Origin of the sequence: Bacillus sp. N3378-2at (genome assembly GCF_033412715.1) — a bacterium.
In the GTDB taxonomy this organism is placed as follows: Bacteria; Bacillota; Bacilli; order Bacillales; family Bacillaceae; genus Bacillus; species Bacillus subtilis.
Genome location: NZ_CP117986.1, coordinates 662,918 through 677,487, shown reverse-complemented (window position 1 = coordinate 677,487; position 14,570 = coordinate 662,918). Strand labels below are relative to the sequence as shown.

General features: G+C 42.0%; 18 protein-coding genes and 1 pseudogene. 6 read left to right on the top strand and 13 right to left on the bottom strand.

The genetic code is table 11. The annotated features are described in order from the left end of the window. Nucleotides 1-10: 10 nt before the first annotated feature. A complete protein-coding gene (gene cgeC / locus PUN35_RS03780) occupies nt 11-316 on the bottom strand; it encodes a spore maturation protein CgeC (RefSeq protein ID WP_014477111.1) in 306 nt (101 codons plus the stop codon). A 204-nt stretch (nt 317-520) separates the two neighbouring features. Between cgeC and cgeA the strand changes: the two are divergent. Together cgeA and cgeB are read left to right on the top strand one after the other, a co-directional pair. After that, nucleotides 521-923 (top strand): annotated as a pseudogene (cgeA, locus tag PUN35_RS03775) (spore crust protein CgeA). Nucleotides 924-929: 6 nt separating this feature from the next. After that, nucleotides 930-1,883, top strand: coding sequence for a spore maturation protein CgeB (gene cgeB / locus PUN35_RS03770; RefSeq protein ID WP_033881313.1), 954 nt, complete (start codon nt 930-932; stop codon nt 1,881-1,883). Nucleotides 1,884-1,953: 70 nt separating this feature from the next. Here the strand turns inward: cgeB and PUN35_RS03765 are convergent, their stop codons facing one another. Continuing rightward, nucleotides 1,954-3,102: a phytase gene (locus tag PUN35_RS03765; protein WP_014480060.1), complete on the bottom strand. Its 1,149-nt coding sequence runs from the start codon at nt 3,100-3,102 to the stop codon at nt 1,954-1,956. Nucleotides 3,103-3,471: 369 nt separating this feature from the next. Between PUN35_RS03765 and PUN35_RS03760 the strand changes: the two genes are divergently transcribed. Further along, entirely contained in the window at nt 3,472-4,497 is a 1,026-nt protein-coding gene (locus PUN35_RS03760; RefSeq protein ID WP_003230816.1) for an SDR family NAD(P)-dependent oxidoreductase, read from the top strand. Between the two features lie 43 nt (nt 4,498-4,540). Here PUN35_RS03760 and msrB read toward each other — a convergent pair whose 3' ends face one another. Further along, nucleotides 4,541-4,975 carry a peptide-methionine (R)-S-oxide reductase MsrB gene (gene msrB / locus PUN35_RS03755; protein ID WP_014480061.1) on the bottom strand — a complete coding sequence of 145 codons (435 nt, stop codon included), beginning with the start codon at nt 4,973-4,975 and terminating at the stop codon, nt 4,541-4,543. Further along, on the bottom strand, nt 4,976-5,509 hold the full coding sequence (gene msrA, locus PUN35_RS03750; RefSeq protein ID WP_014477117.1) for a peptide-methionine (S)-S-oxide reductase MsrA: 534 nt from the start codon (nt 5,507-5,509) through the stop codon (nt 4,976-4,978). A 131-nt stretch (nt 5,510-5,640) separates the two neighbouring features. On the opposite strand from msrA, the gene PUN35_RS03745 reads away from it, so the two are divergent. After that, nucleotides 5,641-6,066 (top strand): MarR family transcriptional regulator, encoded by a 426-nt coding sequence (locus PUN35_RS03745; protein WP_004398634.1) that lies wholly within the window; start codon nt 5,641-5,643, stop codon nt 6,064-6,066. 49 nt (nt 6,067-6,115) lie between these two features. On the opposite strand, the gene PUN35_RS03740 is transcribed toward PUN35_RS03745, so the two are convergent. The 7 genes from PUN35_RS03740 to ilvA all read right to left on the bottom strand — a co-directional run bounded on the left by PUN35_RS03740 (nt 6,116) and on the right by ilvA (nt 11,484). Then, entirely contained in the window at nt 6,116-7,453 is a 1,338-nt protein-coding gene (locus PUN35_RS03740; RefSeq protein ID WP_014480062.1) for an MATE family efflux transporter, read from the bottom strand. 71 nt (nt 7,454-7,524) lie between these two features. Further along, entirely contained in the window at nt 7,525-7,719 is a 195-nt protein-coding gene (ypmT, locus tag PUN35_RS03735; protein WP_014480063.1) for a protein YpmT, read from the bottom strand. 12 nt (nt 7,720-7,731) lie between these two features. Beyond that, nucleotides 7,732-8,295 carry a YpmS family protein gene (locus PUN35_RS03730; RefSeq protein WP_014480064.1) on the bottom strand — a complete coding sequence of 188 codons (564 nt, stop codon included), beginning with the start codon at nt 8,293-8,295 and terminating at the stop codon, nt 7,732-7,734. Between the two features lie 9 nt (nt 8,296-8,304). Beyond that, nucleotides 8,305-9,072 (bottom strand): SGNH/GDSL hydrolase family protein, encoded by a 768-nt coding sequence (locus PUN35_RS03725; RefSeq protein WP_003245956.1) that lies wholly within the window; start codon nt 9,070-9,072, stop codon nt 8,305-8,307. A gap of 38 nt (nt 9,073-9,110) precedes the next feature. Continuing rightward, nucleotides 9,111-9,731, bottom strand: a complete 621-nt coding sequence (scuA, locus tag PUN35_RS03720; RefSeq protein ID WP_014480065.1) for a cytochrome c oxidase assembly accessory protein ScuA — start codon at nt 9,729-9,731, stop codon at nt 9,111-9,113. Between the two features lie 147 nt (nt 9,732-9,878). Then, nucleotides 9,879-10,130 carry a DUF2535 family protein gene (locus PUN35_RS03715; RefSeq protein WP_014480066.1) on the bottom strand — a complete coding sequence of 84 codons (252 nt, stop codon included), beginning with the start codon at nt 10,128-10,130 and terminating at the stop codon, nt 9,879-9,881. An 85-nt stretch (nt 10,131-10,215) separates the two neighbouring features. Next, nucleotides 10,216-11,484, bottom strand: coding sequence for a threonine ammonia-lyase IlvA (gene ilvA / locus PUN35_RS03710; protein WP_014480067.1), 1,269 nt, complete (start codon nt 11,482-11,484; stop codon nt 10,216-10,218). Nucleotides 11,485-11,732: 248 nt separating this feature from the next. Between ilvA and PUN35_RS03705 the strand changes: the two genes are divergently transcribed. Beyond that, on the top strand, nt 11,733-12,728 hold the full coding sequence (locus PUN35_RS03705) for a sigma 54-interacting transcriptional regulator (protein ID WP_014480068.1): 996 nt from the start codon (nt 11,733-11,735) through the stop codon (nt 12,726-12,728). A 20-nt stretch (nt 12,729-12,748) separates the two neighbouring features. Next, entirely contained in the window at nt 12,749-13,390 is a 642-nt protein-coding gene (gene trhA / locus PUN35_RS03700; protein ID WP_014480069.1) for a PAQR family membrane homeostasis protein TrhA, read from the top strand. Nucleotides 13,391-13,429: 39 nt separating this feature from the next. On the opposite strand, the gene PUN35_RS03695 is transcribed toward trhA, so the two are convergent. Next, nucleotides 13,430-14,050 (bottom strand): lysophospholipid acyltransferase family protein, encoded by a 621-nt coding sequence (locus PUN35_RS03695; RefSeq protein WP_014480070.1) that lies wholly within the window; start codon nt 14,048-14,050, stop codon nt 13,430-13,432. Further along, nucleotides 14,051-14,557: a dihydrofolate reductase DfrA gene (gene dfrA, locus PUN35_RS03690; RefSeq protein WP_014480071.1), complete on the bottom strand. Its 507-nt coding sequence runs from the start codon at nt 14,555-14,557 to the stop codon at nt 14,051-14,053. Nucleotides 14,558-14,570: the final 13 nt, after the last annotated feature.

Here is a 14,570-nt window from a genome sequence, read left to right as displayed (position 1 = left end):
CTGTCATCATTTAAAAAGCACCCCAGCTTACAACACTTGAGAGTGAAACATGAGATCTCGTGTTATTTAACGGGTTTTGGAAAATAACCAAATCAGTCAGAACTTCTTTTACGATGACATTTTGAAGTGTATCTCCGTTAATCAAATTGACTTTTGAAACCGGTACGCCCAGCTCTTTTGCAAAAACAAGCTGGCGTCTGAGGTCAGATGGATTTCCTTCAGAAGACGATTGACGTATCAGCAGAATCAGCAAAAGCAAAATAAAATGCAGTTCATCTTGATTTTCTTCTCGATCCACTTGTTTCTCTAAATCCAAATCATCCCTCTCCCTTATCCTTATCTCTGTTTCACAATATGTGCGACTCCGATTTATGGTATAGGCTATGTCCACTCCATTAAAAAATCAGCATTTTCCTTAAATAGATGAAAATTAGATCAGGTACGGCGTTCGACTCATACCAAATAACAGCCGGAAGAATATGATTAACGTGAGTTCACTATCGAATAGGAGGTGTGTGTAATGAGCTCTGAAAATGCACAGTTAAAAAATGGATTTAATTAAAGCCGTTTTAAGCCCTTTATTTCCAACTGCAACAGAAGGAGGAGAAAACATGGATAGTAACCTTAAAGACTTGCTTGAAGCTGCCATCGATCAAAGAGTAGATGAAAGTGAGATGGTTACGGCAGAATCTCTTTTAGACCCTTCCCTTCCGGCAAGATGGATTTTTGCCAGAGTTACGCCAGGCACGACAATCAGCATTGTAACCGATTCGGGAGACATGATCGGGCCGGTTGTCTTCGTTGCTTTCGATCAGGTTCACGGGATCGTATTTGTAACACAGGAAAGCTCCGTCACTCCAGCAGGCCAAGCTACAACATTAATTGATGTAGACAAAGTAGAAAGCGTTACGTTCTTTTCATAACATCCGATGAAAGTGTTGTATATCCAGTCGGGATACGGAGGAATATATTGTTATTTTGATCGCTGGGCTGAAGAATGTTTTCGGAACACTCATACAGAGTATATGTCTGCAGATACACTTGAAGCAGAAACTTTGGTGAAGATCGAAACGTTTCAGCCGGACTTCGCACTCTTGATGGTTGGAGACCGCGTTCCTCACGACTGGCTGACCTGGTTAAAGGGTAAGGGTATCCCCGTATATGTTTGGCTGACCGAAGACCCATTTTATATGGATATCAGCCTACAGGTAATCAAGCTCGCTGACGCCATATTAACGATTGAACAAAATGCCGTTCTCTATTATCAAGGGCTCGGCTACCAGCACGTCTATTATGTTCCGATACCAGTTAATCATCGGCTGTTTAAAAAAATGGGCACCGAACAATCCTATCATTCAAATCTGTTAATCATCGGCTACCCTTACCCTAATCGGGTTCAGCTTATGAAAGAAGCGGTCCATCTGCCATTCACGGTTCGGGTAATCGGCAAGGAATGGGGAAAATATCTGCCTAAAAAAGTGCTCAAACAGCCGCATATTGATGTCGTCAGCACATGGGTTCCACCCGAACAGGCCGTTCATTATTATAATGGGGCAGACATCGTAATTAATGCGCATCGTCCCTATCATTTTGCTTTCAACCAAAATACTATGCGCATCAAAAATGCCAGTTTTAATAACCGAACGTTTGATATCGCTGCATGCGAAGCATTTCAATTAACAGATTTACCCGCGGCGCATCCTTTTTCATCCTTTATTTCTTATCACGGCATGAACGACTTTAAGGAAAAAGCCGCTTTCTATATCAACCACCCTGAAGAACGGCAAAAAGCTGCAGCAGCCAATTATAAAGAGACCGTACCCGCATTTACGTTTGATGAGCTTCCTGCAAAACTAAAAGCGATTCATCTGGCGCTCTCATGAAAAATCGTTCATTGCTATGAACGATTTTTTTATTCATAGAAAAAAGCAGCCGCACAAGCTGCTTTCTTTTCTAGCCGTCAGAACGGTCTTTCAGCTTCCTCGGGTTCACCTGTTTATGAAGATCAGGCATTTCGCCGAGATGCTGTGCAATTTGTTCCCACGATACAATTTTGAAATTTTGATTGACGGCTTGTCCGTTATCGATATTTTCGCCATCCTGCGCCACAAAAATCCCGTACGGATATTTTGGGCCAAGTCCGAAACCGAGAACATCAATACCATCCGTGTCACTAGTACCGTCTATCTTCTCGCCATCTGTAATCTCAAAGTTGGCTACATAGCGATTTTCCCCCTGCCGTTCATACATTGCATAGCTGTTATTTCCTTGACTTGAAGCCATGAGATATCCTTTGCCATTTGGTGCATAATAGATTGTCAGTCCTTCAATATCAGCTGTCAAATGATCTCCTGTCGCACGGTCAACAACCTGCCCCTTTGATCCTCCGCCGGGCTCAGCGTTAAATTTCCAGATGGCCTCATCTTCCTCTGCTATGTATAGGTTTCCGTACTCATCATCCGCAACAAGGCCTTCGGTCTGAGAATTCAACTTAAATTCACGCACTTTTTTCCCTGTTACATAACCCTTTCCACCATCAACAATTTCATACTGCTCAAATTCCCCTTGTTTGCCTGTCACTAATGCGTAAAATGCTCCTGTTTTCTGGCTGTGATACAAGCTGAATCCATAAACCTCAGAAATATTGGTGGAAATAGGATGTTTCGGATCAGTAATGCTTTTCAATTTTCCTTTATCCCCGTCTATTGCATATACTTCAATTGTATTTTTTCCTTCGGACCGATTGGATGCGGCAGCAATATCAATTTTTTCGCCGTTCAATGGAAAATCATAGCGCAGATCGACATTATTGAGCTTGCCAAACTCATAAGAATGAAGCTGTTTTCCGTCTAAATCATACACGACGAGCCCTGACTTCTTATTTGTTGTAATCAACTTGCTTTTTTCCGGGTGTTTTTCATGAACCCAAATGGCCGGGTCATCTGCTGCGTCATCGCCAGATGCGACCGGATCTGTCTCCGTGTGTGCAGTCACTTTGAAATGATGTTCCTCATTCACATAATGAGCCGACACCGAGGTTGCTGTCAGGCTAAGCAATAAACCCGCGGCAGTGCTTAGCAGCATTGTTTTTGAAACCTTCATTTGGTACCCTCCTCTTTTATCACTAACACTACTATTATAAAATATATACAGGTAATTACCGTGAGGAAAATGAACCTTTTTTTATAGGGTTTCTGACTCATAAACAACTTATTCCCCAAAGAGGTACGTGAGATGACTTTGCCAGATTTGCTTTTGCGGAGCGAAAAAAAAATATGTTGAATATTTAGTACATTGTTTATTTAGTTTTGTTGTTCCCTAGTTACGTCCGTTTTCCATTTTCTATTAAAAAAGAACACTTTGTGACATGATCATTCCCCTAAATTTTGTTTTATTGGTTGCTTTCATTAATTCGATTACAAAGTTGAACATATGATGCATGGTAGAGAAACGAGAGTTGGAGGATAAGCCATGCCTAAACAGCAAACAGCAGAGCTAAAACCATTTTTCCATAACAAAACAGTTTTAGTCACTGGCGGAACGGGTTCAATCGGGAGTCAAATTGTCAAACGCCTTTTGATGCTTACACCTAAACAGGTGATTGTATTCAGCAAAGACGACAGTAAACAGTATGTCATGAGCCAAAAGTATGCGGAGGATAAGCGGCTATTATTTGTACTCGGAGATGTACGCGATCACAGAAGGGTGAATCAGGTGATGAAAGGCGTCGATATCGTCTTTCACGCGGCTGCGCTGAAACAGGTTCCGACATGTGAGGACCATCCATTTGAAGCGATCCAGACCAATCTCATCGGCGGACAAAATGTGGTGGAAGCTGCCCTTTCACACCGAGTGCAGCATGTCATTAATATCAGTACAGATAAAGCTGTATCTCCTGTGAACACAATGGGTGCCACCAAGCTGTTATCTGAAAAGCTGTTTCATCAAGCAAACCGCCACGTCCAAAACAAAGGAACCTTGTTTTGTTCGGTCCGCTTTGGAAATGTTCTCGGTTCCAGAGGTTCGGTCATCCCCATATTATTTGAACAGATGATGGAGGGTGAACCTCTGACCATCACAGACAAAAACATGACCAGATTTTTCATGTCAATAGACGATGCAGCTACATTGACATTACAATCGGCTGCTATTACAAAAGGTGGAGAAACTTTTATTTTCAAAATGGAATCACTGAAACTTGAAGAACTGATTCATGGGTTTGAAGAATATGCATCGCAGCACGGGCTCCCGCGGCCGGCTGCAGTAGAAGTGGGCAAGCGTCCAGGTGAAAAGCTTCACGAAGAATTAACATCTCCACATGAAATTGAATCACTGTATGAATGGGGCAACCTTTATGCGATCCTTCCAGAGCCGGAAAAACATCCTGACTTTCGCAAAGTCAATCTGCCTGGGTATCAATCAGATCAAGCCCCGCTCATTACGAAAGAAAGAATTGCTCAGATTATTGAAGAATTGCATCAAGAGAAAAAGGCATAAAAACAAGCCTGTCTATCCATTAGGCAGGCCTGTTTTTAACACTTTATTTATTAAAGAGATGCAGATAGCTTTCGTATCCTTCTTCTTTTAGCTTATGCTTCGGAACAAACCGCAGCGCTGCTGAATTTATGCAGTAACGAAGTCCGTTTGGACCAGGTCCGTCATTAAATACGTGGCCAAGATGAGAATCAGCAGTTCGGCTTCTTACTTCTGTGCGAATCATGCCGTGGCTCGTGTCCAGTTTTTCTTCCACTTCTTCCTCTTCAATCGGCTTTGTAAAGCTTGGCCAGCCGCAGTGGGAATCAAATTTATCCTTGGATGTAAACAATGGCTTGCCTGACACAATGTCTACATACAACCCTTCTTCCTTATGATCCCAATATTCATTTTGAAATGGCGGCTCCGTGCCGTTATTTTGCGTTACTTCATATTGCATGCGATTTAATGACTTTATTTTTTCTTCTTTATTGTACGCCATTTATTTAGCCCCCCAATGCTCACTGATAAACCCCGCACGTCCGGAACCTGTCCGGTAGCGCTGATAATGTGCTGGATTCTTTTTATAAAAATGCTGATGGTAGCCTTCCGCTTCATAGAAAGGTTCAGCTTTTAAAATGTCCGTTACAATCGGATCTTTAAAGATGCCGCTTTCAGCCAGACGTTGCTTGGAAGCTTCCGCAAGCTCCTTTTGTTTATCATTATGATAAAAAATGGCTGCGCGATAGGAACTGCCGCGATCAGCAAATTGCCCCCCGGCATCTGTCGGATCGATTTGCTGCCAAAATAATTCAAGCAGTTTTTCATAAGGGAATACATCAGGATTAAACGTGATTTGAACGGCTTCACGATGTCCCGTCGTTTCACTGCACACCTCTTCATACGTAGGGTTTTCAGTATGGCCGCCTGTATACCCGGACACCACTTTTTCAATTCCCGGCTGTTCGTCAAAAGGTTTAACCATACACCAAAAACAGCCTCCTGCAAATGTGGCGATTTCTTTTTTTTCAGACATACTGGTGCCTCCTTTGTTAATACGTGGTATTATTATATTATAGCATGTAAAAATAGAATGAAAATGATTCTGCTTTTCAATAAAATCTATAGGTTTTAAGCAATATGCTTATGTAATGGAGGTTCACAAATTTGAAAGTAAGAACACAGATGATGTACGATATGGAAACTTTACTCCGTAAAGTCTTTAAACAAATACGCAATGAAATCAATGAAATTTTAGATAAAGAGCTGTCGCGGAATGAATTCACCATTCTTCGGATCCTCAGTGAACAAGGGCCTAAAAAAGTCACTGAATTTGCGCCTATTTTAGAGGTATCGGCAAGCCACATTACGGCTGTGACCGATGCGCTGGTAGAAAAGGAATGGATTACGAGAATCAGATCGAAGGAAGACAGACGCATCATCCGCATTCATATCACTGAAGCGGGCGAAAAAGTCCTTCAGCACTTTAACGAGAAAAAAACGGAATATTTCTTTAAACGCTTTGACTGCTACACTGATGCTGAACTTGCCACGTTAATCGAGCTCTTCAGCAAACTTGATAAAAAACGGTGAAAAAAAGCACATACCGATATATAGGTATGTGCTTTTCGCAGTGCTTCACTTATTTTTCAGTAAACAGCTTCATTGCTTTCCAGCGGCCATATCTATAATACAAAAATGCCGCGCAGCTGCTAAATAAAAAACTCATTCCGATTCCAAGCCCGATTCCTTTTTGTCCAAGCCAAGCTGAAAATAGAGCTGTGAAAGGATATCTCAACACCCAAAACGAGATCAAATTTAATACCAGAACCTGCAGCATCGCTCCCGCGGCCCTGACGATTCCGTTCAGCACAAAATTAATCCCAATAAAAGGGTAGAAAAACGCGATCCACTTCAAATATTGTTCACCAAATGCGACCGCATCAGGCTCACTGATAAATAACCTTATGAGATATTTACCAAATACCCAAATCATAACCGCAATCACCAGCATGCAGGAAATAACAGCCACCACACCTAGCCTTGCAATTGTTCCCACTCTTTTTTCGTTTCCGATTCCAATATTTTGCCCTGCCATACTGTTGACGGCCGTACCGGCAGCCATTGCTGGAAGCGTGATGATACTATCAAGCCGCTGCACCGCGCCAAAGCCTGATACCACGTGATCCCCGTATGAGTTAACAACACTCATAATCGCCATCATACCGCCTGTAATCACCATCATCTGCAGACCTGCCGGAATCCCGAGTTTCAAAATCAGCGCGGACTCTTCCCACTTGGGCATTCTCGGAATTGAGAATGGCACAAGCTTGTGTTTGACCACATAAAACAACCCATACAAAAACGCAATGCCCTGTGACAAAATCGTTGAATAAGCCGCTCCCGCTATTCCCATGCGGAACACAGAAATAAAGAGCGGCGCAAGCACTGTATTCAGTACAACAGCAAACGCAATAAACCGGAGAGGTGTCTTGCTGTCGCCCAGCGCACGAAGCACAGTACTGATAAAGTTATAACCAAACAAAAATAAAATGCCGATAAATTGAATCTGTAAATACGTCTCAGCAAGCGGTATCATTGACTCCGGTGTTTTTAGAAGACGCAGCAAAAGCTCTGAGAGAAAAAAACCGGCCGCGCCGAATCCGATGCTTAGGCCTGTTAATAAAACAACAAAAGCGTTAATATACGACGCCATTCCTTTTACATCATCTTTTCCTTTTTGCTGAGATAAAATGGTTAACGTCGCATTGTTAAGGCCCAAAATAAAAGACAGCACGGTCAAAACAATCGTGCTTGATACCGCGGCTGCCCCAAGGGCCTTTGCCCCCAGTAAATTGCCGATCCACAAGCTGTCTATAAATTGAAAGGAAACCTGCAATGCGTTTCCAAGCATAATAGGCATTGAAAACAGTACAAGCTGTTTCAGCACGTTCCCCTGTGTAAAATCGTATGCTTTCATCTTTTCTCCTTGTGTTCTCAAATTTTCTTCGGACCGCACGAAAAAAGAGACGTTGTTTCATGTCTCTTTTTTCATGACTTATCGGGTTTTTTTCGGTCTCGCATACCGAATGTAAACACCATCACACTCAGGAACAAGGCACAATAGGAAACATTCAAATACATTTGATCCATGTCTTCAGCAGCCAGATGATGATAAGCAAGCCAGCCGAAGTACAGGGAAAATGTAAAGGATAATAAACTGAAATACTGGTAAATCCGTTTCATTTTCAGTCACCTCTATTGTTTAGGATGGTAATAGGAAAACTCAATTTCATCTTTTTCTAAATTTATCTTATCCGCTTTGACATACATTCCATTCGTTAAAGGCATTTCTGACAAACGCACTTCAATGCTTTTTTCTCCGGGGTGAACATGGACAAATGACGGCAATTCATAAAAGCTGTCCATATAATTTAACACAAAGCTAATTGGTATACTCAATTTCCCTAACGAAAATTTCGTGACATTCAGCTCTACATCACCGTTTTTTTTCACAGTCGGCTCAAAAGCGATAAACGCATCAATAGACGTGGAAAATGCCTTGATTTTCCCTGCGACATGAACATCATCATCAATCTCTACTTTATAATCAAGCTTGTTTGATGCTTTGTCGTTTAAATATGAGTTAACAAACGCAGCTAATGATTCTTTTGTGCTTGTCACTTGAAATCCATACTCGCTCTCAGATGAATCCTTCACCTGAGCCTGTTCCCCCGGGAGCAAAACAAGTGCCACAAACCCGGCGGCGAGGATAAAATTGATTGCAAGCAATATAAAAAACAGTCGCTTCCACTTATTCATGCTGTCACCCTACTCTTTCGGTAATCCTTCTTTTTTAATGGCTTGATAGACGCGCTTTGCGATAAGAGAATAACCCGTACCATTAGGATGAAAATCATCTTCCTCAGAAATTCGGCTGCTGTCACTTTTTTGATTGAACAAATCTTCGATATGAACGATTTTTGCATGTTTATCTTTTTTCAGCTCTTTTTCAGCAATATGGTTCCAATCCGTGACGACACCATTTATTTCATTTAGTTCTGATAATGTAAACGTAAACGGATTGTACATGCTGACATAAATCAGCTCAGCGTGATCATTCAGCTCGCGAATTTCAGAAATGATTTTTTCAAAGCGCTTTTCGTACGGTTTTTCCGCTTCCTGAAACGGTTCAACTGTTAATTGCAGAAAGTTTTGGCGAAGGATTTTCATCAAATCATTACCGCCAATTGTAAAAAAGACATAATCTGCGTCCTTTATGCCTTTTTGAACCTTTTTATCTTTTAGTTTTTCTAATAAATCATCCGAACGGTTCCCTTTTACGGCATAATTTTTCACGTCGACCGTTTTGACTTGTTTATCTGACCGGATAGAATCCGCCACCTTGCCGACATATCCCTTTCCGTCGGGATCTCCGACTCCTTCTGTCAGCGAATCTCCGACAGCCGCTATGACAATGTGTTCTTTTGTTTTCGTTTCATGGGCTTTTTGTTTTCCCTCAGATGATGTACGTATGCTCGTACACGCAGTAAGAAGCAAAATCAAACTGGCCATGATTGAAAAAATGCGCAGCTTCAATCTTGTTGCTCCTTCCCATTCTACTAGTGGAAAGTGTATCATGTTTTAGAAGATTTGCAAATGCCTAGTCTTCTAACTTCCTTGAGTGCGCCTGCTGATTTTACATCGGCGATAATTTCATCGTACGGTGTATTTTCCACTCCATTATAATCTTTCAGCACCTTGCCGTTCGGGCCTACTAACCAAAAAGAAGATTGATGAATCACTTGGTCCTCTCCCTCCGGCTTCTTTACGATCGCTTTAAAGCTCTTAAGTGCGAACTCCTCAATCTCACTCTGGCTGTATCCCGTGAGAAAATCCCAGTTATCAAAAGATAATGGATAATTTGCGGCAAATTTCTTCAGCTGTTTCGGCTTATCGTTTTCTGGATCAACACTAAATGATATGATGCGGACATCTATATTTTCGGCTTTCAGTTTTTTTTGCAGATCGGTCATATGAGCGGTCATTGGCGGACATATAGTTTCACAATTGGTAAAAATAAAATCCGCCAGCCATACTTCTCCTTTTAAACTCTCTAAAGAAACGTTCTTGCCGTCTTGGTTTTGAAATGTAAAAGGCTCCACCTCGTAATTGAGCGGATTTTTAATCTGCTGTCCTCCGCATGCACACAAAAACAGAAAAATCAGCCCAGCCGTTAACCCCTTGATAACCTTCATGACATCCATCCTTTCCAGCCAGCATAAAAACGCTTTCTAAAACCGTCCTTACTGTCCCATGTTTGTATTCGATACTGAGCAAAAAAAATCCTGCATGCCTCCCCATTAACGATTACAAAGGAGGGCATGCAGGTAAAAAACGGCATGTTACGCGTTGTGCTTTAACACCTCTTGATGAAATACAGCCTGATAATCTGCCCACTTCATCCGGCGCTTCATATAATGTCGGAAAGAATACACTTTTGCCCTGCTGTTTGATGAAAACACTTCTTTTAAGTAGAATTGCAAATGGTGATGTAACATAAAGAAATAGTGCTCATCTTCCTTTAATACAGGTATTTCTGTCACTTTCACCTGAATCCCGTCATCGCGTTTGAACTCTAGGCTTTTGAGTAACAAGCTATCAATCCTCTTTTTTGTTTTTCTTCTATTATATATGATGCCAGCCGGGCTGTCTGTCATTTTGCGCGGTTGTGTAAAAAAATTAGATTAGCAAATGGAACAAGTCCTCATCCTTGTTCACCTCTACATAATGAAACGGTTTTTTGTTCATCCGTTCAATCAGCGGCCCATAATCGGCTTTGTTCTGCAGCTCGATGCCGACAAGAGCAGGTCCATTGCTTTTATTATTTTTCTTCGTATATTCAAACCTTGTAATGTCATCATTCGGTCCGAGGACTTCGTCAAGAAATTCGCGGAGCGCCCCCGCTCTTTGCGGAAAGTTGACGATAAAATAATGCTGAAGACCTTCAAAAATCAAGGAACGCTCCTTCATTTCCTGCATTCTTCCGATATCGTTATTGCCCCCGCTTACCACACACACCACGTTTTTCCCTTTAATTTCATCCTTGTACAAATCAAGCGCTGCGACAGAAAGAGCTCCAGCCGGTTCAGCAACAACCGCACATTCGTTATATAATTCAAGAATGGATGTACATACTTTTCCTTCAGGCACAAGGAGAATGTCATCAACGACAGTTTCCAGCGTCCGGAAGGTTTCTTCGCCAATTTTTTTAACAGCCGCACCATCTACAAACTTATCAATTTTATCAAGTGTGACGACATGCCCAGCTTTGTTTGATTCAAAGTAGGATGCCGCTCCCGCCGGCTCAACAGCAATTACCTTTGTATCAGGAGACACGTTTTTCAAATATGTACCTACCCCAGAGAGAAGGCCGCCGCCACCGACACTTGCAAAAAGAAAATGCGGTTCTGTATCAATGTCGTTTAAAATCTCGACTGCGAGCGTTCCCTGTCCGGCCATCACATCCGGATCATCGAACGGATGGATAAACGTCCGAGATTCCGCCTCACAGCATTCAGCAGCGCTTTTATACGCGTCGTCAAACGTATCGCCTGTCAAAATAATGTCGATAAATCCTTTTCCGAATAGTTCAACTTGAGATACTTTTTGTCTCGGTGTAGTAGACGGCATAAAAATTTTTCCGTGAATGCCAAGATGTTTACACGAAAATGCCACACCTTGAGCGTGGTTTCCGGCACTTGCACACACAACTCCGTTCTCTGTCTGCTCGCTGGAAAGCTGTTTCATTTTATGATAAGCCCCTCTGAGCTTAAAAGATCTGACAACTTGCAAGTCTTCGCGTTTTAAATAGATATTGCATTCATATCTCTCAGAAAGTCTGTCATTCCTCTGCAAAGGTGTGTGAATGACAACGTCCTTTACGTTTTGGTGAGCCTTCAAAATGTCTTTCACTTGGATGAGAGAGTTTTCTTTAAGCAACGGTTTCATGTACAGATTCCTTTCTTGTTTTAAATCCCTATTTAATATGCCATTATAACATGAATATTCAAAAAATAAGACAATTATTTTTATTTAATAATTAAAAAAATACAGACTATGTCCGCCACATCTTGTGGTAACTTCTGTTCAACCATTATCCTGCAGAGCCAAGAAAAAAGATGATCGTAAAATAAAGGGTGTTTTCAACCAAAAGGCATGATATAATGAAACCAATTAGAACCAAAAGGAGCCAATTGATGAATAGTGCACCAAAACTCAATACATTTCAACATCTAATCGGAGAACATCAAACTTTTCTGGAAGCGAAGCGAATCGCCAAGCAGTTCTCGTTATCGGAGCTTCCTGTCTTAATAACAGGAAAAATCGGAACAGGCAAAAATCACTTCGCACATGCCATACACTTGGAATCTTCGAGAAGCAATGAACCGTTTATGAGCGTCAATTGCAGCACCCATTCGGAAGAAACCCTTTTTCATGAGCTTTTTGGCCCTAACGGAAACACAGGTGTTTTTCAAAAAGCGGTACGAGGAACCCTTTTTCTTGATGATGTATGGCGCATGCCTGCTTCTGTACAAGCTCAGCTGTTAAAAGCGCTTGATTCAGACACGGAGAAACCGCGAATGATCTGTGCTTCTGCAGACCGATCCGTGGAACATACATTCAGGCAAGACTTATTCTACAGACTGAACATTTTAACGCTCACACTGCCCGAATTATCGGAACGAAAAAGCGATATTCCGCTTTTGACACAGCATTTTCTCTCAAATTCCGGTCAGCAATTCTTAATCGATCCCTCCGTTTTTCCCGTGCTTGAGAAGCATGCATTTGAAGGCAATGTCAGGGAATTAAAAAACGCTGCAGATTATATGGCGGCAGTATCAAGCGGGGGAACGATTCAGCCATATGACCTGCCGCCGTATATTAGAGGCGCGATAGACAGAAAAACGTCGAAGAAAAAAGCGAAGCTGCTGACTTTAATGGAAAAAGCTGAGTTTTTGTTTATTTTGGAAACAATAAAAGTATTGAACGAAAAAGGAGAACCTGCCAGCAGACGGATCATTTCTGAACACAGCAAAAATACCCAAACCTCGTTAACTCCTCAGCAGGTCAGAAGCCGTCTCGACTATTTGGAGAAAAAAGATTATGTCACCAAAAGCCGCGGACGCGCAGGCACAAAAATTACCTTTGAGGGCTTGAGCTTTATAGAGACGTTAAAAAATCAAATGATCTAGCGATCGAAAGGAGAATGTACTTGTTTACAATCAAAGAAGAGATCGCCAATGCGATTACACACGGCATCGGTGTCCTCTTATCCATCCCAGCATTAGTGTTTCTAATCATATTTGCGGCTAATTACGGGTCTGCATGGGACATTATCAGCTTTACAATATTCGGTGTCTCTATGCTGCTGTTATATTTGAGCTCCACCCTGCTTCACAGCATCACACATAAAAAAACGAAGGACATTTTGGAGATTATTGATCATAGCGCGATTTACGTACTCATCGCCGGAACCTACACGCCTTTTTTGCTTGGGCCGCTGAAAGGCACACTCGGCTTTACCCTGTTGGTTATCGTATGGTCACTTGCCCTAGGCGGAATCGTTTTTAAAATTTTCTTTGTGAAACGGTTTATCCTATTGTCAACCTTCGTGTATTTAGTCATGGGGTGGCTGATGATTATTGCAGTTAAACCTTTATATGTTTCACTGAGCGGAGCGGGATTCAGCCTCCTTTTTCTCGGCGGCATTTTATACTCTGTCGGGACCATCTTTTACATTTGGAAAAAGATCCCCTTCCATCACGCCATTTGGCACAGCTTTGTATTGGGCGGGAGCGCCGCCATGTTTTTCTGCGTGCTCTTCTATTGTGTAAAAGTGCCGTTCCTTTCGTAACAGTAACAGAAAAGCGCAGTCTTAACGACTGCGCTTTTTTTATGCACGTAATTGTTTTTCATTGGCAGGTATATAAGCTTTTGAAAAGGACAATTCAATGTCTGCCGGTTTTAAGCGTTTAAAAAACGAGCCCTTTTGCATGTTATCTGTTCCTTTCGTTTCCACCATCACCAACGGAAGATGATAGCGGGCCGCAAGTTCTACAGGATCAATAGAACCATCTAGTGAAAGAATCAGGCTTTGTCCCTTTTCCAGCTGTTTTGTCACATCTTCATATACCTTTTCTGAATCACCGTCTGAAATCACATCCATCCGATCCAGCCATTGCCCGATAAAAGGCAAGCGGAACACTTTTGGGTTGGCGATAAAGCCGGCCGGTTCCTCAATATATCCAGCAATTAAGGCCAGTTCAGCCAAATGCAAACGGGGATGCACATACAAAACAGGACCGTGTGGTATTGGCTCTGGCTGATGGATCGTCACAACTGAACCGGATATGCCGATACAGCCTTCCAAAAACGCCTTTGGCTGTTCGTACACAAGAGTCATCTGTTTTTTGTATGATAGACGGGGATCGAGCATTGTTTGATTAAATAATTGTTTCATATTTTTTAACAGCATATACACAATATAAACCACCAGAAGGCTGTAGCGAACCAATTAAAATCCTCCCGCTTTAGAAGAATTCTTTTTTTCATACATTAGAAATTCGTAATCATACGGGTTTTTTTCGTCTTTGATCCCCTGCTCAGAAGAAACCAGCTTCCAATTGGATTCATCAAATTTAGGGAAGTGACGGTCACCCTCAAACTCGTGATGAATTTTCGTCATATACAGTCTGTCCGCATAAGGGAAAAGGTCCGTATAGAGCTGAGCCCCTCCGATCACAAAGCATTCTTCAGGGCCTGAACAAATGTCCAGTACATCCTTTAATGAACCGACAACCGTGCATCCCGGAAATTCTGAAGACGGCGCTGAGGTAACGACAATATTTTTCCGATTTGGAAGCGGACGTCCGATCGATTCAAATGTTTTTCGGCCCATAATGATTGAATGGCCCGATGTTACTTTCTTAAAGTATGCAAGATCATTGGGCAAATGCCACGGCAAATCATTGTCTTTGCCGATAAGCCTGTTGGCATCCATCGCAAAAATGAATGAAATCATACGCTTACCGCCC